Below are 22,330 nucleotides of genomic sequence, written 5' to 3' on the forward strand. Positions count from 1 at the left end.
CAGAGGGAGGAGACGGATGTATCCGAGAAACGCAATTCGTGCGGCCACGGCGCTGTCGCTGCTGACCGCCACGGCGGCCTTCGCAGAGACGATCACCATCGCCACCGTGAACAATGGCGACATGATCCGCATGCAGGGCCTGACCGAAGATTTCACCGCGAAAACCGGCCACGAGGTCGAATGGGTCACGCTCGAGGAAAACGTGCTGCGCCAGCGCGTCACCACCGACATATCGGCAAAGGGCGGCCAGTTCGACATCATGACCATCGGCATGTACGAAACGCCGATCTGGTCCGCGAATGGCTGGCTGGTCGCCCTCGACGACCTGCCCGCCGATTATGATGTCGACGACATCCTGCCGGCCATGCGCGGGGGGCTGTCGCTGGACGGCACGCTCTATGCCGCGCCGTTCTACGGCGAAAGCTCGATGATCATGTATCGCACCGACCTGATGGAACAGGCGGGGCTGGAGATGCCCGACGCGCCCAGCTGGGATTTCGTGGCCGACGCGGCGCGCAAGATGACCGACAAGGACAACGAGATCTACGGGATCTGCCTGCGCGGCAAGGCCGGCTGGGGCGAAAACATGGCGTTCCTGACCGCTGCCGCCAATTCGTTCGGCGCGCGGTGGTTCGATGAGGACTGGACGCCGCAATTCGACAGCGAGCCCTGGGCCACCACGTTGAATTTCTACCTCGACCTGATGAACGATGCCGGTCCTCCGGGCGCGTCGAACAACGGGTTCAACGAAAACCTGTCGCTGTTCCAGCAGGGCAAATGCGGCATGTGGATCGACGCCACCGTCGCCGCGTCCTTTGTCACCAACCCCGACGATTCGACCGTGGCCGACAAGGTCGGCTTTGCCCTGGCGCCGGATGCCGGGCTGGGCAAGCGCGGCAACTGGCTGTGGGCCTGGGCGCTGGCCATTCCCGCCGGCACCCAGAAGGAGGCCGCCGCCAAGGAGTTCATAAACTGGGCGACCTCGAAGGAATATCTCGAACTCGTCGCCGAGAAAGAGGGCTGGGCCAACGTGCCGCCGGGCACGCGCAGCTCGCTCTACGAGAACCCCAGCTACCAGGACGTGCCCTTTGCCAAGATGACGCTGGAGAGCATTCTCACCGCCGACCCGAACAACCCGACGGTTGATCCGGTTCCCTATGTGGGCGTCCAGTTCGCGGCCATCCCCGAGTTTGCGGGCATCGCCAGCCAGGTCGGCCAGGAATTCTCGGCCGCTCTTGCCGGCCAGCAGACCGCCGAAGAGGCGCTGGCCAAGGCACAGGCCCTGACCGCCGATGAAATGGAAGCCGCGGGCTACTGAGGCTTTCCCCCAGGCCAGCGGGCGGCGCCAAGACCGCCCCGGCCACCCTGCCCCGCATCCGGCCAATATTTGTGAGGGCGGCATAAGGCCCGCCGACAATGGAGATGTGTCATGGCTACACAGCATTCACGATCCGCGGCACGCATCATGATGGCGCCCGCAGTCATCCTGCTTCTCGGCTGGATGCTGGTGCCGCTGACGATGACACTGTATTTCTCGTTCAAGAAATACCTGCCGCTTCGCGGCGGCGATCTGGGCTGGGTCGGGTTCGACAACTACGCCCGGTTCCTGTCGTCCAGCGCCTTCTGGCCCAGCGTGCAGGCCACGCTGGTGATCGTGGGGGGCGTCCTGCTCATCACCGTCATCTTCGGCGTCCTGCTCGCGCTGCTTCTGAACCAGCCGATGTGGGGCCAGGGTATCGTTCGCATCCTCGTGATCGCGCCGTTTTTCGTCATGCCGACGGTTTCCGCGCTGGTGTGGAAGAACATGTTCATGGACCCGGTGAACGGCCTCTTTGCCCATCTGTGGAAAGTCTTCGGGGCCGAGCCGGTTTCCTGGCTGTCCGAGGCATCGCTGCAATCGATCATCCTGATCGTGAGCTGGCAATGGCTGCCCTTTGCCACGCTGATCCTGCTCACCGCGATCCAGTCGCTCGACCGCGAACAGCTGGAAGCGGCAGAGATGGACGGCGCCCCGCCGCTGTCGCGGTTCGGCTATATCACGCTGCCGCACCTGTCGCGGGCGATCACGGTGGTGGTGCTGATCCAGACGATTTTCCTGCTGTCGATCTTTGCCGAGATCTTCGTGACCACCCAGGGTTCGTTCGGGACCCGGACCCTGACCTACCTGATCTACCAGCGCGTTCTGGAAAGCCAGAATGTCGGGCTGGGCTCTGCCGGTGGCGTCTATGCCATCATCCTCGCCAATATCGTTGCGGTCTTCCTGATGCGCATCGTCGGCAAGAACCTGGACGCATGAGGAGGCCGCCATGGCACGCGCAACAACGACACGACGCAAGGCCCTGAACACGGCGCTGGCCTGGGGCATCGGGTTGCTGATCTTCTTTCCGATCCTGTGGACGATCCTGACCAGCTTCAAATCCGAGGCGCAGGCGATCAGCGATCCGCCGGTGTTCCTGTTCTTCGACTGGACGCTCGAGAACTATGCCGTCGTGCAGGAACGTTCCGACTACATGCGGTTCCTGTGGAACTCGGTGATCATCGCGGGCGGCTCGACCCTGCTGGGGATCATCGTTGCGGTTCCGGCGGCCTGGTCGATGGCCTTCGTTCCATCAAAACGCACCAAGGACATCCTGCTCTGGATGCTCTCGACCAAGATGCTGCCCGCGGTGGGCGTGCTCTATCCGATCTACCTGATCTTCATCAAGTTCGGCCTGCTGGATACGCGGGTGGGGCTGGTCGTGGTGCTGATGCTGATCAACCTGCCGATCATCGTCTGGATGCTCTACACCTATTTCCGCGAGATCCCCGGCGAGATCCTCGAAGCGGCACGCATGGACGGCGCGTCGCTGAAAGAGGAAATCCTCTATGTGCTCACGCCGATGGCGGTGCCAGGCATCGCGTCCACCCTGCTGCTGAATGTCATCCTGGCATGGAACGAAGCGTTCTGGACGCTGAACCTGACCGCGGCCAAGGCCGCGCCGCTGACGGCCTTCATCGCCAGCTATTCCAGCCCCGAAGGGCTGTTCTACGCCAAGCTGTCCGCCGCCTCGACCATGGCCATCGCACCGATCCTGATCCTCGGCTGGTTCAGCCAGAAGCAGCTCGTCAGCGGCCTGACCTTCGGCGCGGTGAAATAAGGAGCCTGACCATGGGACAAATCAAACTCGAAAATGTCACCAAGAGCTTCGGCGCCACCGAGGTGATCCCGCCGCTGGACCTGACCATCGGGGATGGCGAATTCACCGTGTTCGTCGGCCCGTCGGGCTGCGGCAAATCCACGTTGCTGCGCCTGATCGCGGGGCTCGAGGATGTGACCTCGGGCACGATCAGCATCGACGGCGCCGACGCGACCCATGTGCCGCCCGCCAAACGCGGCCTGGCGATGGTGTTCCAGTCCTATGCGCTTTATCCCCATATGTCGGTGCGCCGGAACATCGCGTTTCCGATGAAGATGGCGGGCGTGCCCGAGGACGAACAGAAACGGCGCATCGACAGCGCCGCCGCGGCGCTGAACCTGACCGACTATCTCGACCGGCGTCCGGGCCAGCTCTCGGGCGGGCAGCGGCAGCGGGTCGCGATCGGGCGGGCCATCGTCCGCGAACCGGCGGCCTTTCTGTTCGACGAACCGCTGTCGAACCTCGACGCCGCGCTGCGGGTGGGGATGCGGCTCGAAATCTCGGAACTGCACAAGCGCCTGAGCACGACGATGGTCTATGTGACCCATGACCAGGTCGAGGCGATGACCATGGCCGACAAGATCGTCGTCCTTCAGGCCGGCGTGATCGAACAGGTCGGCAGCCCGCTGGAACTGTATCGCAGGCCGCGCAATGTCTTTGTCGCCGGTTTCATCGGCTCGCCGCGGATGAACCTGCTTTCTGGCGCGATAGCCGCCGGGCACGATGCCCACACCATCGGCATCCGGCCCGAACATATCGACATTTCCACCGAATCCGGCGAATGGGCCGGCACCGTGGGCGTGTCAGAGCACCTCGGGTCGGACACGTTCTTTCACGTCCAGTGCGATGGTTTCGACGAACCGCTGACGGTGCGGGCGAGCGGCGAAATAGATGTCGGCTATGGGCACAGCCTGTTCCTGACACCCAACCCGGCCCATCTGCATCGGTTCGACGGCAACGGGCTGCGGATCGAATGACGCGGCTTGCGGGAAAGACCGCGCTGATCACCGGTGCCGCCCGCGGCATCGGGCGCGCCTTCGCCGAGGCCTATGTCCGCGAGGGCGCGCGGGTTGCGCTGGCGGATATCGATCTGGAGGGCGCCGGGCAGGCGGCGGCTGAACTGGGCGGCGCCGCGATTGCCGTCGAAATGGATGTCAGCCGCCAGGACAGCATCGAACAGGCCGTCGAGACCACGATCACGGCACTGGGGCGCATCGACATCCTGATCAACAACGCCGCAATCTTTGTCGCGGCCCCGATCGTGGACATCACCCGCGAGGAGTATCAACGCGTGTTCGACATCAATGTTTCGGGCACGCTGTTCACCCTGCAGGCGGTCGCGCGCCACATGATCGCGCGGGGCGGCGGCGGCCGGATCATCAACATGGCCAGCCAGGCCGGACGGCGGGGCGAACCGCTGGTCGCGGTCTATTGTGCCAGCAAGGCCGCGATCATCAGCCTGACCCAGTCGGCGGGGCTGAACCTGATCGGACACGGCATCAACGTGAACGCCATTTCACCCGGCGTCGTGGACGGGGCGCATTGGGACGGGGTCGATGCGTTCTTTGCCCGCTACGAGGGCAAGGCGCCGGGCCAGAAGAAGAAAGAGGTGGGCGAGGCCGTGCCCTACGGGCGCATGGGCCGGGCCGCGGACCTGACCGGCATGGCCGTGTTTCTCGCCAGCGACGAGGCCGACTACATCGTCGCCCAGACCTACAATGTCGACGGCGGGCAATGGATGAGCTGACGGACGGCGAAGGCCGGCACGGGATCGCATGACCATCAAACTCTCGAATGACACGCTCGCAGACCTCCCCGCCCGGATCGGGCGGCCCGGTTACGACCGTTCCCGGCTGACGCCCGGCATCGTGCATGTCGGCCTGGGCAATTTCCATCGCGCGCATCAGGCCTGGTATCTGCACCGGCTGATGCAGCAGGGGCTGGCCCATGACTGGGCCATCCTCGGCGCGGGGGTCCGGCCCTATGACGCCGCCATGCGCGACCGGCTGATCGCGCAGGATTGCCTGACGACCCTGATCGAACTGGCCCCGTCGCACCGGTCGGCCGAGGTGATCGGGCCGATGATCGGCTACCTGCCCATCGAGGACGGCAACGGCGCGCTGATCCGGGCCATGGCGGACCCGGCGATCCGCATCGTCGCCCTGACGGTGACCGAGGGCGGCTATTATTTCGACCCGACGACCGGCGGGCTGGCAACCAGCCATCCCGACATCCGCCATGACGCCGCGCATCCCGACCGCCCCGCTACCGTTTTCGGTGCCATCGTGGCGGCGCTGAGGCTACGACGCGCGGCCGGGCACGCGCCCTTTGCGGTGCAGAGCTGCGACAACCTGCAGGGAAATGGCCGGATCACCCGCCAGACCGTGGTGACGCTGGCGCGGCTCACCGATCCCGCGCTGGCCGGCTGGATCGACGAACATGGCGCCTTTCCGAACTCGATGGTCGATTGCATCGTCCCGGCGACCGGACCGGACGAGATCGCGCTGGCGCGGCGGATCGGCGTGGACGATGCCGCCCCCGTCACCCATGAGAACTATCGCCAATGGGTGATCGAGGATAATTTCTGCGCCGGTCGCCCCGACTGGGATCGGGTCGGCGCGACCTTTTCCGACGCGGTGCATGACTACGAGACGATGAAGATCCGCATCCTGAACGCGGGCCACCAGGTGATCGCCAACGCGGGCGAGCTGCTGTCGGTCGGCACCATCGCCGACTGCATGCGGGATCGGGACATCGCCGCCCTGTTCCGCAAGGTTCAGCGGGACGAGATCGTGCCCCGGGTCCGGCCCGTGCCGGGGGTCGACCCGGCGGATTATGTCGCGCTGGTCGAACGGCGCTTTGCCAACCCGGCCGTCCATGACACCACCCGCCGCGTGGCCTTTGACGGCTCGTCCCGGCACACCGGCTTCGTTCTGCCCATCCTGCGCGATGCCCTGAGGGAAGGCGGGGCGATTGAGGGTCTCAGCCTCGTCGAGGCGCTCTGGGCGCATATGTGCGCAGGCACGCGCGACGACGGAACCGCGATCGCCCCCAACGACCCGAACTGGGACGCCCTGCAGGACGCGGCGCGGGCCGCGCGGAACAGGCCGCGTTCGTGGCTGGAGCAGGACCATATCTATGGCGCGCTGGGTCGGGACCCGCGATTTGCCGCCGCTTTCGAACGCTGGCTGGCCATCATCCTTGCCGATGGTGTCCGGCCGGCCATCGCAGGCTATGCCGGTCAGGCGCGGGCCTAGACAGGCGCCGAATGCCCATCGACAATGACGCAGGCCCGGGGCCGTTCCGACAAACCTAATGAGGGAAATCCATGCTTGTTTGCTGCGGCGAGGCCCTGATCGACATGATCCCGGCGCCAACCGGTACCGGCCGGGACGGGTTCGTGCCCCATGCCGGCGGCGCCGTGTTCAACACCGCGATCGCGGCGGGGCGGCTGGGCATGCGCGTGGGGCTGCTGACCGGGTTGTCCGGGGACATGTTCGGCCGGCAACTGGAAAACGCGCTCACCGCCAGCCATGTCGACACGTCCCTGTTGATCCGGTCGGACCGGCCCACGACGCTGGCCTTCGTGCAGCTGACCGACGGCCATGCGAGCTATTCCTTCTTCGACGAGAACTCGGCCGGGCGGATGCTGACGCCCGCCGACCTACCCGGCCTGCCCGGCGAGGTGTCGGCGCTCTATTTCGGCGGGATCAGCCTGGCCTGCGAACCCGGCGCCGATGCCTATGCGGCGCTGCTCGCGCGCGAGGCCGGCGGGCGCGCCGTCATGATCGACCCGAATATCCGCCCCGGCTTCATCGCAGACGAAACCCGGTACCGCAGGCGGCTGGACGGCATGATCGCGCGGGCCGACATCCTCAAGGTGTCGGACGAAGACCTGAACTGGATCGTTCCGGCACCGCTGTCGCTGGCGGAAAAGATCGGGACGATCCAGCAATCCGGCCCCCCGGTGGTGATCGTGACGCGCGGCGGCGAAGGGGCCATCGGCGTGCTGGCCGACGGCACCCGGGTCGATGTCCCGGCGCAGCGGGTCGAGATCGCCGATACCGTCGGCGCCGGGGACACGTTCAACGCGGGTGTGCTTGCCCGGTTGTCGGAACAGGGCAACCTGACCAGGTCCGCGCTGGCGACGCTGGATGCGCCCAGCCTGAAGGCCGCGCTGACCCATGGGACGCGGGTGGCGGCGATCACCGTTTCGCGCGCGGGCGCCAATCCGCCCTGGGCCGAGGAACTGCGATAGCGCGGGCCGCCGCGCTGCGCGGCACCCGTTGGGATTGAACGACCCAGAACCCACTCGACCGGGATCGGCAATCGCGCCATAGTGGACGGGCATAATTGCTTACGCGGTTTTGATGTATACGGATTTCTTCGGACTGGACTGCCGGCCTTTTGCCGTCACCCCCGACCCGGACCTGATGTTCTGGTCGCGTCAGCACCGGCGGGCGTTCGACCTGATCAGGGCGCGTATCCTCGACAGAAGCGCGATGACAGTGCTGTCGGGAGAAATCGGATCGGGCAAGACCACGCTGGTGCGGGCGCTGCTACAAGACCCCGAGATCCACGCCAATGTCCGGGTGCTGCTGCTGTCCAACCTGTCCGGCGACGCGCGCGAGATCGTCCAGCGCATCCTTGCCTGCCTGGACGCGCCACCCGATATCGGCGCCGATGACGACCCCCTGCCCGTTCTGGATGCGGAACTGACCCGGCTGGCCACCGAAAACACCCGGTTCCTGCTGATCGGGGACGAGGCACAGACGTTGACCGATGACGGCGCGGTGATGCTTGGCCGCCTGACCGCAGATGATCGCGGCCCGCTGAGGCTGCCCGTTCTTCTCGTCGGCCAGCCGGAACTGCGGGACCATTTCAAACGCCCCGCCTTTGCGGCCCTGCGCACCCTGTCGCGGCAGGCGATCCACCTGCGCGAGTTGCCGGCCGGGGAAACCGGCGACTATATCCGCGCCCGGCTCGCCGGGGCGGGATACGAGGGCGGCGACCTGTTCGACAACGGGGCGATCGGGGCGATCCACCAGCATACCGGCGGCGTGCCCCGGCTGATCAACATCCTGTGCGACCTCTGCCTGTTCACCGCCGGGCAGGAGGGCCGGAAACGGATCGACCGCGAGGCGGTCGAGGAGGTGTTCGAAAACTGGATGCAATGGGGCGGCGGGACCATGCATCCGGCCTTTCCGCCCGTCAGCGATCAGAGCCCGCCCCCTCCACCTGCCCCACCGGAACCCGCGACACCTGAACCCGAGCCCCCGGCGGCCCCCGTCATATCGGTGATGCCCGCACGCCGACCTGCCGTCAGCCCCGGGCCTGAAGCCACGGCGACAACGGAAACGCCGCCCGCCCCCGAGCCAACCCCTGAACCAGTGCCCGAACCGGAGCCCAAGGCCGCACCCGTCGTCGCACCTGTCGTTGCGGCCACCGCAACAGCGCCGCAGGTGGATGCCGCCGCGCCGGAACCCGCCACACGGCCAGAGGTGGCGGAAACCTCACCGGCAGCGCAGCGCAAATCGCGCCGGGCGCTGTGGCTGTCAGCGGCTGCGGCGGCGATCATGGTCGTCGCGATACTGCCGGGGGTGCGCGAAAACCTGTCAGGCCTGATGCCCGGTGCCGGACCGACGGAACCGGTAACCGGCGATCAGGCGCCAGACCCTTCGCAACCCGCAGAGAGCACCACCGCCAAGCCAGAGCCAGAGCCAGAGCCAGAGCCAGAGCCAGAAAATGAGGCTGTGGACCCCGGTCCGCAAGACCCGGAACCCGATGCCGCGCCCCTGCCGCTGCTGGCCGTGCGCACCGGGTCCGGGGCCGATGGCAAGACGCTCTACGATGCGGCGCTCGACGCGGCGGATTCGACCGGAATGGCGATTTCCTATGCCCGCGCCGCGCTGCGCGGCCATCAGCGCGCGGCGCGCTATCTCGGCCAGATGTTCGAAACCGGCGATGGCGTGTCCTTTGCGCCGGGCATCGCCGAACGCTGGTATGCCGTGGCCAGGGGCGAGGCCCCGCTGCACGCGGATGAGCTTGCCTCGACCGATATTCTGGCGGCCAGCGCGGCCACGCCGCTGGTTGCCATCGCCAGCGGCGACATGGTCGAGTTGGTCTGGCAGGGCCATGCCAGCCGGTTCACGGTGGAACTGGCCGCTACGCCGGAGATGCCGGTCGGCCGTTTCGAAACCCCGCTGACCGCCGCGCTGATCGAACTGCCCGAAAATGCCCGGCTATGGCGGGTGCGGGCCGATGACGGCCCCGCCTCGGACTGGCAGGACATCGGCGGCGCGGAACCGGATTGAACGACCGCCCCGGCGGGGGCGGGGCATCAGGGCATCAGCAGCCGATCGCGTCGCAGATCCGTTTGCGATAGGCCGAGTTTGCCGCGCTGTCATCGACCGGTGCCGCCGTCGTCGGCGCGCCGCACTGCATGTTGTAGGCGGGTGCGAGCCCGATATTCACGCAGGCGCCGATATCCCAGCCCGGCGGAATATCCCCCAGGTCGACCTGCTGCCACTTGGGGTGACCGTTTTCCCTCAGTTCCGGGAACCGCGTCAGGATCAGGTGGGACACGTCCGACACCGCCTGGCAACTGGCCCGGTGATAGGCATTCCGGTTGCGGTCGTATTCATAGGTCATCAGCACCGCCTTGACCGCCACCGCCTCGATCGGGCCGGACTGGAACGGATAGGTGCCCGCCGGAATGCTGGTCGGCGTATAGACCGTGTTCAGCACCGGGTCGGAGATCGGCACCAGGTGGAACCGCGCGGGGTCGATCGCCTCGTTCTGGAAGATCCTGGTGGGCGCACCGGCGACATAGAAAAACGCGTCCAGTTCGCCGCCCAGCAGCTGCGCCATCGATTCGTCGGGCGTGATCGTCCGGCGCACCACCCCGTCCACGTCCAGCAGGTCGAGAACCAGCGACGCGGTCAGGAAGGTGCCGCTGTCCTCGACCCCGATGGCCACACGCTTGCCCGCGAGATCGCTCACCGATCCGATGTCGCGAGTCGCCAGCAGGTGGATTTCCTCGTTGTAGAGCGGGAAGGCGATCCGCACCCCGGCAATCGCGCGGGCGATGGCGGGATCGTCGGCCGAATAGGTCCGCAGGTATTCCAGCACATCGCTCTGCACGATGCCGAACTGGGTCGCGCGGCGCTTGCGGACGCCGAGGAAATTCTCGAGCGACCCGGCGCTTTCCTGGACATGCAGGGTCTGGCCGCAATCGTCCAGCAACCCGGCGATGTCGCGCCCGAACTGGATATAGGTTCCCGTCGGTCCGCCGGTCAGGATGTTCTTTTCGAATTCCTGCGCCGGGACCGGGATTGCACCCGCAAACATCAGCCCCGCCGCGACGGCGAGACAGCGAGCGGTTCGGGTCAAGAAGGCCATGTCGGAGTCTCCCTTTGAATGATCGGCCCGGTCAGCATCGTCCGAGATCCCGGATCAGCGACACCAGCGTCTGACGGTTCACCGTTCCGAGCACCGAACTGAGCGCATCATGCGTGCACACCCCCTGCCCCAGCAGTTCCTCCAACCGGGTGCGCTGGGCGGTGTTGACCGTTTCCATTCCCGGCGCCCGCGCCAGCGCCTGCGCGATCTGGCCGGGTGCCAGCGGCTGCGACCGGCGTTCCTGGCTGCCGGCCACAGCGGCGGCCGGTGCCTCGGTCGCCGGGGCCGGCGTTTCCAGCGCCTGCCGTTCCTGCTGCAATGTCTCCAGCGTGACCCGCGCCTCTTCGATACGCCCGGTCAGATCGGCCAGTTCGGTCTGCAAGGCCGCCCGCTGGTCCTCGGCCTCGCGCTGGCCCTGCGCCGCGGCCGTGGCCGCCTCGGCCAGCCGTTCGCTTTCGGTCTCGGCCTCGGCGATCCGGGCCTGCAACTCGGCGAGCTTGCCCTCGGCCCCGGCCGCCTCCTCGGTTGCTGCCACGATCCGGCCCTCCAGCGTCTCCAGCGCCGCGGCCCGCTCGGCCTCGTGTTCCTGGGCCGCCGCGATACCGGCCTCTGCCTCTGTCGCGCGGGTCGTGGCCTCGGCGATCCGGCTTTCGAGATCTTGCAGCGCGGCGGTCCGCTCGGCAGCCGCCTGCTCGGCGGTTGCAGCGCCGGTTTCGGCCTCGGTTGCCCGGGCCGTGGCATCCGCGATCCGGCTTTCCAGTTCCGCCAGCGCCGCCCCGCGTTCCTCCGCCGTTTCCTGAGCCGTTTCCTGCGCCGCCGCCACCCGGGCCTCGACCTCGCCGGCCTCAGCCGTGGCCGCGTCGATCCGGGTTTGCAGATCTGTCAGCGCGGCGGTCTGTTCGGCATGTCGTTCCTCTGCCGCCGCCACGCGAGCCTCGGCCTCCTCCGCTGCCGCCTGCGCCGTGGCACTGCGCCGGTCGAGATCCAGCAGGCGTTTTTCGCGTTCGGCCTGGCGTGACAGAATTTCGTCGAGTGCTGTGCGAGCTGCTTCGGTTTCCGACAGGATGCGGTCGCGTTCGGCCTCGGCCGTTGCCGCCGCGTCCCCATCCCCGGCCCCGGTGTCCTGCGGCGCCTGCGCGGCGGCGATATCCGCCTTCAGCGTCTTAAGCGTTGCGCGCAGATCGGCCGCTTCGGCGTCCAGCGCCGTCTTTTCCTCGGCGGCCGCGCTGGCATCGGCGCGGGCCTGTTCCAGATCGGCCCTTGCCGTCCTGAGTTCCGCGCCCAGCCCGTCGATCTCGGCGGCCAGGGCGTCGCGGGTTTCACGCGTTTCCGACAGTTTCTCGAGTTCGGCCTGCGCTTGCCCCATCTGCTCTTTCAGCGCGGTTTCCTCGTCCCGCAGCCGGGTGACGGTATCCTGCACCGTGGCCAGTTCGGCGGCGGCGGCGTCCAGCGCGGATTTCCTGTCGGCCAGCGCGGCCTCGGTTTCCTCGGCCTCGGCCTCGAGCCGCGCGATGATCCGGCGGAAGGACGCCGCCTGCTGCGACAACTGGTCGACCTGCGACTGATCCGCCGGGCTATCGGTCTGCGCCATCAGCGGGCAGGCCGATACGAACATGCAAAAGACCACGATCAGGCATCGATCAGCAAGCATCGGTTTCCGTCCGGCAAATCGGTTCATCAATCTATAGGCGAACAGTCTAGTCCCAGCCCCGACAAAAGCAAGTTCCGCGGATAACGAGACAACCAATGCGCGATTTCATGTCCTTGTTACGGCATTGAAAAAGCCGCCCACATGGGTACTGATAACAAAATCGCTTTGATAACGGGTACGCCCACAGGGAGGACGAAATGAACAACAAGAACATTCTGGCCGCAGCGATAGCCGCAACCGTGGCGATGTTCGCCGGTGCCGCGCAGGCCGATTGCCCGCGGGGCGATCTCGACGAACGGTTCTGCGACGTTGACGGCGACCTGATCGCAGACATCCCCGAGGACCCGGCGCAGCAGATCGACCCCGACACGCTGGTCTTTGCCTATACGCCGGTCGAGGACCCCGCCGTCTACAAGACCGCCTGGGCCGATTTCCTGACCCATCTGGAGCAGGAAACCGGCAAGAAGGTCGTGTTCTTCCCGGTGCAGTCCAACGCCGCCCAGATCGAGGCGATGCGATCGGGCCGGCTGCATATCGCGGGCTTCAACACCGGGTCGAACCCGCTGGCGGTGAACTGCGCGGGCTTCCGTCCGTTCACGATCATGGCCGCGCCGGACGGGTCGTTCGGCTATGAAATGGAGATCATCACCTATCCGGGTTCGGGGATCGACAAGATCGAGGACATCAAGGGCAAGCAACTCGCCTTTACCGCGCCCACGTCCAATTCGGGGTTCAAGGCGCCTTCGGCGATCCTGAAGGCCGATTACGACATGGAGCCGGAAAAGGATTTCGAACCGGTCTTTTCGGGCAAGCATGACAACTCGGTTCTCGGCGTGGCCAACAAGGATTACCCCGCCGCCGCGATCGCCAATTCGGTGATGACGCGGATGATCGAACGCGACGTGGTCACGAAGGACCAGATCGTGTCGATCTACAAGTCGCAGACATTCCCCACCACCGGCTATGGCGTGGTCAACAACCTCAAGCCGGAATTGCAGCAGAAGATCCATGACGCGTTCTTCAACTTCGAATGGGACGGGTCATCGCTGCAGGAAGAGTTCGAGAAGAACGGCGAAGGCCAGTTCCTGCCGATCACCTATCAGGAATTCTGGGAGGTGATCCGCAAGATCGACAGCGCCAACGGCGTCAGCTACGCCTGCGAATAATCCGATCTGACCGGATGCGACAACCGGCGGGCCTGGCTGCGGGCCCGCCCTCCGACGCGGTGGGGACCGAATGCTCAGACTCGAAACGCTGACCAAGACATACAAGACGGGTGACCAGGCGCTCAAGGGGATCGACCTCGAGATCCCCGACGGGCAGGTCCTGGCCCTGATCGGGCCATCGGGCGCCGGCAAATCCACCATGATCCGCTGTATCAACCGGCTGGTCGAACCCACCGGCGGCAAGGCCTGGCTGGACGATACCGAACTGACCGGCCTGTCGCAGACGGCGTTGCGGCACCAGCGCCGCCTGATGGGCATGATCTTTCAGGAATACGCCCTGGTCGAACGGCTGACGGTGATGGAAAACGTGCTGTCCGGGCGGCTGGGCTATGTCGGGTTCTGGCGCAGCTGGACCCGCCGCTATCCCCAGGCGGACGTGGACGAGGCGTTCCGGCTGCTGGATCGCGTCGGGCTGCTGGCGATGGCCGACAAGCGCGCCGACGAGCTTTCGGGCGGACAGCGGCAGCGCGTCGGCATCTGCCGGGCGCTGATCCAGAACCCGAAACTGCTGCTGGTGGACGAACCCACCGCGTCGCTCGACCCGAAGACAAGCCGCCAGATCATGCGTCTGATCTGCGAACTGTGCGCCGAACGCGGGCTGGCGGCGATCATCAACATCCACGACGTGGCGCTGGCGCAGATGTTCGTGCAGCGCGTGGTCGGCCTGCGGTTCGGCGCCATCGAATTCGACGGCACCCCCGAAGAGCTGACCCCCGACGTGCTGACCCGCATCTATGGCGAGGAAGACTGGGAAGCCACGATCCAGAAGGTCGAGGACGAGGACGACGCCGTGGCGGTGCAGGCATGAGCGGCGATCTGGACGCTGTCATCGGCCGCAGGTGGCGGCGCCCGCCGCTGGTCCGGCAGGCCTGGCTGCGCTGGGCGATCGCCCTGGGCGCGATCGCCTACCTGGTGGCGGCCGTCGCCACGATCGAGGTCAACTGGTCGCGGGTCTATGAAGGCCTGGACCGCGGCGCGGCCTTCATCCTGTCCTTTGCCACCCCCGATTTCACCACTCGCGCCGCCGATATCCGCGACGGCATGCTGGAAAGCATCGTGATGACGGTGGCGGCGTCAGTGGTCGGCATCGCCATTTCCATCCCCATCGGGCTGGGTGCGGCACGCAACATCGCACCGATGCCGGTCTACCTGATCTGCCGCGGCATCGTCGCGGTCAGCCGCGCGTTGCAGGAAATCATCGTCGCGATCCTGCTGGTGGCGATCTTCGGATTCGGCCCGCTGGCCGGGTTCCTGACGCTGAGTTTCGCCACCATCGGGTTCCTGTCGAAACTGCTGGCCGAGGATATCGAGGCGATGGACCGGTCCCAGGCCGAGGCGGTGCGCGCCACCGGGTCGCGCTGGCTGCAATGGATCAATTACGGGGTGCAGCCGCAGGTCATGCCGCGGCTGATCGGGCTGTCGATGTATCGCATCGACATCAATTTCCGCGAAAGCGCGATCCTCGGGCTGGTCGGCGCGGGCGGTATCGGCGCGACGCTGAACACCGCCTTCGACCGCTATGAATACGACACCGCCGCCGCGATCCTGATCCTGATCATCGTGATCGTGATGGGGCTGGAATACCTGTCGGGCATCATCCGCGCGAGGGTGCAGTAATGCCGGTGGTCGAACAGTCCGGCCAGAAGGTCTGGCAACGCCGCACCCGGCCCGAAAGCCTGCTGCGCTGGGCGCTGTGGCTGACGGGCACCGCCATTTTCGTCTATTGCTGGCACCAGATCTCGAGCGCGACGACATGGTATTTCGTGGTCGATGCCCCCCGGATCGCCGGCGACATCTGGGACCGCGCCACCCCGCCGAAATGGAACTATGTCACCCAGTTGGGCCGGCCGATCTGGGACACGCTGAACATCGCCACGCTGGGCACGATCATCGCGCTGGTGCTGGCGGTGCCGACCGCCTTCATGGCGGCGCGCAACACGACACCCTCGGCGCTGTTCATCCGGCCCGTCGCGCTCCTGGTCATCGTCTCGACCCGGTCGATCAACTCGCTGATCTGGGCGCTGCTCTTGATCGCGATCATCGGGCCGGGGGTCTTTGCCGGGGTGGTCGCGATCGCGATCCGGTCGATCGGGTTCTGCGCCAAGCTGCTCTACGAGGCGATCGAGGAAATCGACGAAACCCAGGTCGAGGCGATCACCGCCACCGGGGCCAGCCGCTGGCAGGTGATGGCCTATGGCATCGTGCCGCAGATCCTGCCGGCCTTCGCGGGCATCGCGGTGTTCCGCTGGGATATCAACATCCGCGAATCCACCGTGCTGGGGCTGGTGGGCGCCGGCGGCATCGGGTTGCAGCTCTCGGCCTCGCTGAACGTGCTGGCCTGGCCGCAGGTCAGCCTGATCCTGGTGGTGATCCTGTTCGCGGTGGTGATCAGCGAATGGGTTTCGGCCAAGGTCCGGGGTGCAATCATTTGATCCCGCTCACCTTTCAGGGCGCCTTTGCCGCCTATGAGGCCGTCCGCCACCGCCTGCCGCCGGAAGGACCGGGCAAGGCGGCCCGGCGCGTGGCCGATCTGGACGCGATCGCCGAACGGTTCGACCTGTTCCTGCTGGATGCCTTCGGCGTGCTCAATATCGGCGAAACCGCGATACCCGGCGTCCCCGAACGGGTGGCGCGGCTGCAGGCGGCCGGCAAACGGGTGATGGTGCTGACCAACGCCGCCAGCTATCCGCTGCACCGGCTGCTGGCCAAGTATCGCGGCCTCGGCTACGCCTTCGACCCGCAGGACGTGGTCTCGAGCCGCGCCGCGCTGCTGGCCGCCATGGAGGCGGATGACGGCCGCTGCTGGGGCGTCATGGCGCCCGACCTGTCGGACGCCACCGACCTGTCCGCGCTGACCACGATCCAGCTGGGCGACGATCCCGCCGATTACGATCGCGCCGAAGGGTTCCTGCTGCTGGGCAGCGGCACCTGGACGGGCGCGCGGCAGGCCCTGCTCGAGGCCAGCCTGACCCGCAACCCGCGCCCGGTGCGCGTGGGCAACCCCGACATCGTCGCGCCCCGCGAAACCGGGTTGTCGGTCGAACCGGGGCATTTCGCGCATTGGCTGGCCGACCGGACCGGCGTGGTGCCTGAATTCTTCGGCAAACCGTTCGGCAACATCTACGACCTTGCCTTTGCCCGGCTCGGCGGCGAGCTGGATCGCAGCCGTACCGTGATGGTCGGCGACACGCTGCACACCGATGTGCTGGGGGCGCAGACCGCCGGCGTGACCTCGGCGCTGGTGGCCGGATACGGGTTTTTCGCGGGCCGGCGGGTGGACCGCGCCATCGCCACCAGCGGCATCTGTCCCGATTTCATCCTCGACCGGCCCTGAGCCGGACAGCCGGTCCGCGACCGGATAAATCCCGTGACGGGATCGGGCATCTGCGCTACCCGATGGGGCACGAGCCAGCCGCGTCCGGACCGGCGGCCACGACACCCCACGATCCGCGAGGAAACAGATGAGCCACATCGATGACAGTTTCGATCCCGCCGCGCATGTGACCTGCGCCCGGAAGAGCTTTGACGAACTGCGGGTCGGAGACCGGTTCGTGATCCCGTCGCGGACCATCGGGGATGCGAATTTCAGCGCGTTCCAGGCCGCGTCGATGGACAATCACCCGATACATTACGACATGGAATACTGCCGTGCCCAGGGTCATCCCACCCTGCTCGGGCATGGCTATCAGGCGCTGATCCTGTGCGCCCCCGGCGCCAGCGCTCTGCCGCATGTGCTGGGCGATGCGCTGATCGGGTTCGTCGAGCAATCGTCGAAATTCCTCGGCCCGCTCTATCTGGGCGACACCGCCTATCCCGCGCTGGAGATCACCGATCTCACCCGGCAGCGCACCAACGGGGTCGTCACCCTGCGCAACACCGTGCACAACCAGCGCCGGGAACTGATCCTGGACGGCTGGCAGAAACTTCTGGTGCGCCTGCTGGGCTAAGGCGGCTCAGCCGCCGGTGATGGTCACCCCGCCATCGACCACGAAGGTCTGCCCGGTGGTCCAGCCGCCCGCGGCCGAGGCCAGATAGACCGCGATCCCGGCGATGTCGCGCGGTTCGCCCAGCCGCCGCAGCGGGGTGCCGCGGGAATAGCGGGCGGCGATCTTCTCGTCTTCCCACAGGGCGCGGGCGAAATCGGTTTTCACCAGACCCGGCGCGATCGAGTTCACGCGGATATTGTGCGGCCCCAGTTCGTCGGCGAGGTTGCGGGTCAGCTGCATGTCGGCGGCCTTGGACACGTTGTAGGCACCGATGGTCGAACTGCCGCGCAACCCGCCGATGGACGACACGATGATGATCGCGCCATCCTTGCGCTCGATCATCCCGGGCGCCACCAGCTGGGCCAGCCAGTGGTTGGACATGATGTTGACACCCAGCACCTTTTCAAAGGCTTCGTCGGGTATGTCGAGAAACGAGCCATAGCTCGGATTCACCGCGGCATTGCAGACCAGAATGTCGATCGGCCCGCAGGTGTCGCGGGTGGATTTCACCAGTTGCTGCAACGCCTCTTTCGACGAGATGTTGCAGGGGATCGCGGTGGCCTTGCCGCCGGAGTCGCGGATCGCGGCCGCCACCTCTTCGCAGACATCGCCCTTGCGCGAACTGATCACCACATGGGCGCCATGCGCCGCCATTTCCTCGGCAATCGCGCGGCCGATCCCCTTGGTCGAACCGGTGATCAGCGCCACCTTGCCGCTCAGGTCGAACAGTTCCATTGGCGTTCCCTCCCCTGCCAAATGCCCGCCCCCCTGTTGCGGCGCGGTTTTCCGATACCGGCAATGATTGGGTGGAGCATCCGGACGCTGTCAAGCAATGACGCGGCGTTTCAGGGGGGTGCCCGGCGGTCAGCCGCCGCCGGGCGCGATGACGGATCAGCCCGCGATCATCTCGGCCTGGCGCACGATCACCTCGGCCTGCTTGATGCTGGCGATATCGACCAGCCGCCCCTTGTAGACGGTGGCGCCTTCGCCCTTGGCCTTGGCCGCCTCCATCGCGGCGAGGATCTCGCGCGCTTCGGTCACGGCCTCGTCGGACGGCGTGAACACCTCGTTGGCCAGCGCCACCTGTTTCGGGTGGATCGCCCATTTGCCGACCATGCCCAGCGTCGCCGACCGGCGCGCCTGGGCGCGGAACCCGTCATCGTCGCCGAAATCGCCGAACGGGCCGTCCACCGGCAGCACGCCATGGGTGCGGCAGGCGGCGACGATCGCGGCCTGCGCCCAGTGCCAGGGGTCGGACCAGTGCTTTTCGCCGTCGCGCAGCATGTAGTAGTTTTCCTGCGTCCCGCCGATGCCGGTGGTCTGCATCCCCATCGACGCGGCGAAATCCGCCGCGCCGAGGCTCATCGCCACCAGCCGGGGCGAGGCGGCGGCGATCTCTTCGACATGGGCGATGCCGGCAGCCGATTCGATGATGACCTCGAAATCGATGCGTCGGGCGCGCCCCTTCGCCGCTTCGACTGCGGTGACCAGCGCGTCCACGGCATAGAGATCGCCCGCGCAGCCGACCTTGGGGATCATGATCTGGTCGAGCCGGTCGCCGCCGCGTTCCAGCAGGTCGACCACGTCGCGATACCAATAGGGCGTGTCCAGCCCGTTGATGCGCACCGACAGGGTCTTGTTGCCCCAGTCGACGCCCGAAATGGCCTCGATGACGTTTTCGCGCGCGCTGTCCTTGTCCGAGGGCGCCACCGAATCCTCCAGGTCGAGGTTGATGACATCCGCCGTGCTGGCCGCCATCTTTTCAAAGATCGCGGGGCGCGACCCCGGACCGAACAGCTGGCAGCGGTTGGGACGGGCCGGGGCGGCGGGCTGGATGCGGAAACTCATGATGCGGCACCTTTCGGGTAAGGATGTTGCGGGGGCATTCCCTTGCGGGGTATTAAATTGCGCACCCCCGTGCAAGCAGGATTGTGCAGGCGCAGCATTCCGCATCGGCTGCGCCCCGCCAATTGCCAGACACACGCCCGCTGCGCCGCGATACCATCCGGGGCAATCCCATCGCCCGAGATTCGTCGGCGCGGCCCGGGCATTCCGCACAAGTTTCTTCGATATATCGGTAGGATTGCGAGAGTTTCTTGCGCGTGCGCCCGAAACTTCGCGAATTTTCCGATGGGCATTGGCGAGGTTAATGTGTAGCTTCCGCGGAAACTGCTGGAGACCCGCGCCATGATCGAAACCCCCTACCTGCTGTTTCTGGGCGACGCGCCCGACCAACTCGCGGCAAAGGTCGCCCAGGGCATCAAGGACTGGCGTCCGGAAAACGCCGTCGGCCAGTACCGCATGGAGGGGTGCAAGGCCGATCTGGGCATCGCCGACATGACCCTGACCGAAGCCCGCGAGGCGGGGGCGAAAACGCTGGTCATCGGCGTTGCCAACCGCGGCGGGGTGATCAGCCAGGAATGGAAGAAGGTTCTGGTCATGGCGCTGGAGGAAGGGTTCGACCTGGCCTCGGGCCTGCACAACCTGCTGCGCGACGAACCCGACCTGGTGGCCGTGGCCGAGGCGACCGGCCGCAGCCTGCATGACGTGCGCGTGCCCGAGGTCGATTACCCGATCGCCAATGGCGTCAAGCGCAGCGGCAAGCGGGTGCTGGCGGTGGGCACCGACTGTTCGGTCGGCAAGATGTATACCGCGCTGGCGCTGGATAACGCGATGCGCGAGCGGGGCATGAAATCGACCTTCCGTGCCACCGGGCAGACCGGCATCCTGATCACCGGCGACGGCGTGCCGCTGGACGCGGTGGTCGCCGATTTCATGGCCGGGTCGGTGGAATGGCTGACCCCGGACAATGACGACGATCACTGGGATATCATCGAGGGTCAGGGCTCGGTGTTCCATGTGTCCTATTCCGGCGTGACCATGGCGCTGATCCATGGCGGCCAGCCCGACGCGCTGATCCTGAGCCACGAACCGACCCGCGCCCATATGCGCGGCCTGCCGGATTACGAGGTGCCGACGCTCGAGGCGCTGCGCGACACCGCGCTGCCGCTGGCCCGGGTGGCCAACCCGGCCTGCCAGGTGGTGGGCATTTCGGTCAATACCCAGCATATGAGCGAAGACGAGGCGGCCGCCTATCTGGCCGGGGTCGAGGCGCGGATGGGCCTGCCCGCGGTGGATCCGTTCCGCCACGGCGCGGCGCGCCTGGCGGATGCACTGGCCGCGATCTGATCGGGCGCGGCGCGCGTGTCGGGCGGCGGGAGCCTCCGGCGGGGATATTTTGGGCAAGAGGAAGGACGCGATGTGCAGGTAGAGATTCGGCGGGACGTGTTTCCACTGGCGCAGGTTTTCACCATCTCGCGCGGGTCGCGGACCGAGGCGCAGGTGTTGACGGTGACGCTGCGGGACGGGGATGTGGCCGGCCGGGGCGAATGTGTTCCCTATGCGCGCTACGGCGAAACGCTGGGCTCGGTCGAGGCGCAGATCGCCGGCCTGCCCGGCGCGTTCGACCGGGACATGCTGCAAGGGCTGCTGCCGCCGGGCGCGGCCCGCAACGCGGTGGATTGCGCGTTGTGGGATCTCGAGGCGAAGCGGGCCGGCAGGCGGGTCTGGGACCTGGCCGGGCTGCCCGCGCCGGGCCCCGAGATCACCGCCTATACGCTGTCGCTGGACACGCCCGAGGCGATGCGCGCCAGCGCGGCAAAGAACGCGCACCGGCCGCTGCTGAAGATCAAGCTGGGCACGCCCGACGACATGGCGCGGCTGGAAGCGGTGCGGGCGGGCGCGCCGGCGGCGAGGATCATCGTCGACGCCAATGAAGGCTGGAGCGCGGATGTCTATGCCGATCTTGCCCCGCACCTGTTGCGGCTGGGCGTGGCGCTGGTGGAACAGCCCCTGCCCGCGGGCGAGGATGACGCGCTGATCGGGCTGGAGCGCCCGGTGCCGGTCTGCGCGGACGAGAGCTGCCATGACCGCGCCAGCCTGCCCGGCCTGAAGGGCAAGTATGACGTGGTCAACATCAAGCTGGACAAGACCGGCGGCCTGACCGAGGCGCTGGCGCTGCGCGACGCGGCACGGGCGCAGGGCTATGACATCATGGTCGGCTGCATGGTCGGGTCGTCGCTGGCGATGGCGCCGGCGGTGATCGTGGCACAGGGCGCGCGGGTGACGGATCTCGACGGCCCGCTGCTGCTGGCGCGGGACCGTGCGCAACCGTTGCAGTTCGACGCCGCCGGGGTTCATCCGCCCGCCCCCGGCCTGTGGGGATGACATGAGGTCGATCACGGTCTATGACGCTGAATTCCTGACCGCCCCGGGTGCGCCGCAGCGGTTCTGGTGCGGGCCGGAAGACCCCGACCCGCTGACCATCCAGATCGGCGCCGTTCGCCTGTCGCTGGAGCCGCCCTTTGGCATGTCACAACCGGAGAGCTGGCCGGTGCGGCCGGTGGACCGCCACGGCAGGGTGGTGCCGGTCGATCCGCTGGTGACACGGCTGACGGGGCTGGGCGATGCGGACCTGGCCCGCGGCCTGCCGCTGACCGACGCGCTGCGGGCGCTCGACCGTTTTTCGCAGGGCGATCCGCTGTTCGCCTGGGGCAAGGACGAGCTGCTGACGCTGGCCGCGTCGCTGTTTGTCGAACAGGTGCCATCGCCGATCCCGGCCACGCGGTTTCGCAGCGCGGTGCCGCTGCTGGTCCGGGCAGGCGAGACCCGCGAAACCGTCGAGGGCCTTCGCAGCCACACGATCTGCGCGCATTTCGGGCTGGCATCGCCGGGCCGGGCCCATGATGCGGCGGGCGATGCGCAGGCGGTCGCAACCGTGCTTGGCCATCTGCTCGGGGCAGGCCGCCTGCGACCCGGCGATTTTGCCGGCCCGGCCCCGGCTTGACGCCGGCGCGCGGAGCCACGATGAAAGACCTCAACGAAACGGAA

21 protein-coding genes are annotated in these 22,330 nt (G+C 67.0%); 17 read left to right on the forward strand and 4 right to left on the reverse strand.

The features are described from left to right. The first annotated feature begins 16 nt into the window (after window positions 1–16). The 8 genes from C6Y53_RS06855 to C6Y53_RS06890 all read left to right on the forward strand — a co-directional run bounded on the left by C6Y53_RS06855 (window position 17) and on the right by C6Y53_RS06890 (window position 9,490). A complete protein-coding gene (locus tag C6Y53_RS06855) occupies window positions 17–1,318 on the forward strand; it encodes an ABC transporter substrate-binding protein (RefSeq protein WP_106471764.1) in 1,302 nt (433 codons plus the stop codon). A 111-nt stretch (window positions 1,319–1,429) separates the two neighbouring features. Then, window positions 1,430–2,296, forward strand: coding sequence for a carbohydrate ABC transporter permease (locus C6Y53_RS06860; RefSeq protein ID WP_106471765.1), 867 nt, complete (start codon window positions 1,430–1,432; stop codon window positions 2,294–2,296). Window positions 2,297–2,306: 10 nt separating this feature from the next. Next, on the forward strand, window positions 2,307–3,137 hold the full coding sequence (locus tag C6Y53_RS06865; protein ID WP_106471766.1) for a carbohydrate ABC transporter permease: 831 nt from the start codon (window positions 2,307–2,309) through the stop codon (window positions 3,135–3,137). Between the two features lie 11 nt (window positions 3,138–3,148). Further along, window positions 3,149–4,153 (forward strand): ABC transporter ATP-binding protein, encoded by a 1,005-nt coding sequence (locus C6Y53_RS06870; RefSeq protein ID WP_106471767.1) that lies wholly within the window; start codon window positions 3,149–3,151, stop codon window positions 4,151–4,153. Next, window positions 4,150–4,923: an L-iditol 2-dehydrogenase gene (locus C6Y53_RS06875; RefSeq protein WP_106471768.1), complete on the forward strand. Its 774-nt coding sequence runs from the start codon at window positions 4,150–4,152 to the stop codon at window positions 4,921–4,923. The genes C6Y53_RS06870 and C6Y53_RS06875 overlap by 4 nt, the downstream gene beginning before the upstream one ends. Window positions 4,924–4,951: 28 nt before the next feature. Then, window positions 4,952–6,433 (forward strand): mannitol dehydrogenase family protein, encoded by a 1,482-nt coding sequence (locus C6Y53_RS06880; RefSeq protein WP_106471769.1) that lies wholly within the window; start codon window positions 4,952–4,954, stop codon window positions 6,431–6,433. 71 nt (window positions 6,434–6,504) lie between these two features. Beyond that, the gene (locus C6Y53_RS06885) at window positions 6,505–7,434 is read left to right on the forward strand and encodes a carbohydrate kinase family protein (RefSeq protein ID WP_106471770.1); all 930 of its coding nucleotides are present in this window, start codon (window positions 6,505–6,507) and stop codon (window positions 7,432–7,434) included. A 112-nt stretch (window positions 7,435–7,546) separates the two neighbouring features. Then, complete coding sequence (locus C6Y53_RS06890) at window positions 7,547–9,490, forward strand: ExeA family protein (protein ID WP_106471771.1); 1,944 nt, start codon at window positions 7,547–7,549, stop codon at window positions 9,488–9,490. A gap of 34 nt (window positions 9,491–9,524) precedes the next feature. Here the strand turns inward: C6Y53_RS06890 and C6Y53_RS06895 are convergent, their stop codons facing one another. Together C6Y53_RS06895 and C6Y53_RS06900 are read right to left on the reverse strand one after the other, a co-directional pair. Continuing rightward, window positions 9,525–10,577: a TAXI family TRAP transporter solute-binding subunit gene (locus C6Y53_RS06895; protein WP_106471772.1), complete on the reverse strand. Its 1,053-nt coding sequence runs from the start codon at window positions 10,575–10,577 to the stop codon at window positions 9,525–9,527. A gap of 31 nt (window positions 10,578–10,608) precedes the next feature. After that, window positions 10,609–12,228 (reverse strand): coiled-coil domain-containing protein, encoded by a 1,620-nt coding sequence (locus tag C6Y53_RS06900; RefSeq protein WP_149615478.1) that lies wholly within the window; start codon window positions 12,226–12,228, stop codon window positions 10,609–10,611. A 197-nt stretch (window positions 12,229–12,425) separates the two neighbouring features. Between C6Y53_RS06900 and phnD the strand changes: the two genes are divergently transcribed. The 6 genes from phnD to C6Y53_RS06930 all read left to right on the forward strand — a co-directional run bounded on the left by phnD (window position 12,426) and on the right by C6Y53_RS06930 (window position 17,401). Further along, window positions 12,426–13,394: a phosphate/phosphite/phosphonate ABC transporter substrate-binding protein gene (gene phnD, locus C6Y53_RS06905; RefSeq protein WP_106471774.1), complete on the forward strand. Its 969-nt coding sequence runs from the start codon at window positions 12,426–12,428 to the stop codon at window positions 13,392–13,394. A 70-nt stretch (window positions 13,395–13,464) separates the two neighbouring features. Then, the gene (phnC, locus tag C6Y53_RS06910) at window positions 13,465–14,262 is read left to right on the forward strand and encodes a phosphonate ABC transporter ATP-binding protein (RefSeq protein WP_106471775.1); all 798 of its coding nucleotides are present in this window, start codon (window positions 13,465–13,467) and stop codon (window positions 14,260–14,262) included. Continuing rightward, entirely contained in the window at window positions 14,259–15,071 is an 813-nt protein-coding gene (phnE, locus tag C6Y53_RS06915) for a phosphonate ABC transporter, permease protein PhnE (RefSeq protein ID WP_106471776.1), read from the forward strand. Before phnC ends, phnE (C6Y53_RS06915) begins: the two co-directional genes overlap by 4 nt. Further along, the gene (phnE, locus tag C6Y53_RS06920; RefSeq protein WP_106471777.1) at window positions 15,071–15,886 is read left to right on the forward strand and encodes a phosphonate ABC transporter, permease protein PhnE; all 816 of its coding nucleotides are present in this window, start codon (window positions 15,071–15,073) and stop codon (window positions 15,884–15,886) included. The genes phnE (C6Y53_RS06915) and phnE (C6Y53_RS06920) overlap by 1 nt, the downstream gene beginning before the upstream one ends. Further along, entirely contained in the window at window positions 15,883–16,788 is a 906-nt protein-coding gene (locus C6Y53_RS06925) for an HAD-IIA family hydrolase (protein WP_244614958.1), read from the forward strand. Before phnE (C6Y53_RS06920) ends, C6Y53_RS06925 begins: the two co-directional genes overlap by 4 nt. Before the next feature lie 127 nt (window positions 16,789–16,915). Continuing rightward, window positions 16,916–17,401 (forward strand): MaoC family dehydratase, encoded by a 486-nt coding sequence (locus tag C6Y53_RS06930; protein WP_106471779.1) that lies wholly within the window; start codon window positions 16,916–16,918, stop codon window positions 17,399–17,401. Window positions 17,402–17,407: 6 nt separating this feature from the next. On the opposite strand, the gene C6Y53_RS06935 is transcribed toward C6Y53_RS06930, so the two are convergent. Further along, complete coding sequence (locus C6Y53_RS06935; RefSeq protein ID WP_106471780.1) at window positions 17,408–18,175, reverse strand: SDR family NAD(P)-dependent oxidoreductase; 768 nt, start codon at window positions 18,173–18,175, stop codon at window positions 17,408–17,410. A gap of 156 nt (window positions 18,176–18,331) precedes the next feature. Further along, window positions 18,332–19,288, reverse strand: coding sequence for an L-malyl-CoA/beta-methylmalyl-CoA lyase (locus tag C6Y53_RS06940; RefSeq protein ID WP_106471781.1), 957 nt, complete (start codon window positions 19,286–19,288; stop codon window positions 18,332–18,334). Window positions 19,289–19,627: 339 nt separating this feature from the next. Between C6Y53_RS06940 and dgcN the strand changes: the two genes are divergently transcribed. The 3 genes from dgcN (at window position 19,628) to C6Y53_RS06955 (ending at window position 22,286) form a co-directional block, all read left to right on the forward strand. After that, window positions 19,628–20,629, forward strand: a complete 1,002-nt coding sequence (gene dgcN, locus C6Y53_RS06945; RefSeq protein WP_106471782.1) for an N-acetyltransferase DgcN — start codon at window positions 19,628–19,630, stop codon at window positions 20,627–20,629. Window positions 20,630–20,701: 72 nt separating this feature from the next. Further along, window positions 20,702–21,667, forward strand: a complete 966-nt coding sequence (gene dgcA, locus C6Y53_RS06950) for an N-acetyl-D-Glu racemase DgcA (protein WP_106473987.1) — start codon at window positions 20,702–20,704, stop codon at window positions 21,665–21,667. 1 nt (window position 21,668) lies between these two features. Further along, window positions 21,669–22,286, forward strand: coding sequence for a PolC-type DNA polymerase III domain-containing protein (locus C6Y53_RS06955; RefSeq protein ID WP_106471783.1), 618 nt, complete (start codon window positions 21,669–21,671; stop codon window positions 22,284–22,286). The last annotated feature ends 44 nt before the right edge of the window (window positions 22,287–22,330 follow it).

It is taken from the genome of Pukyongiella litopenaei (assembly GCF_003008555.2).
Taxonomy (GTDB): Bacteria; Pseudomonadota; Alphaproteobacteria; order Rhodobacterales; family Rhodobacteraceae; genus Pukyongiella; species Pukyongiella litopenaei.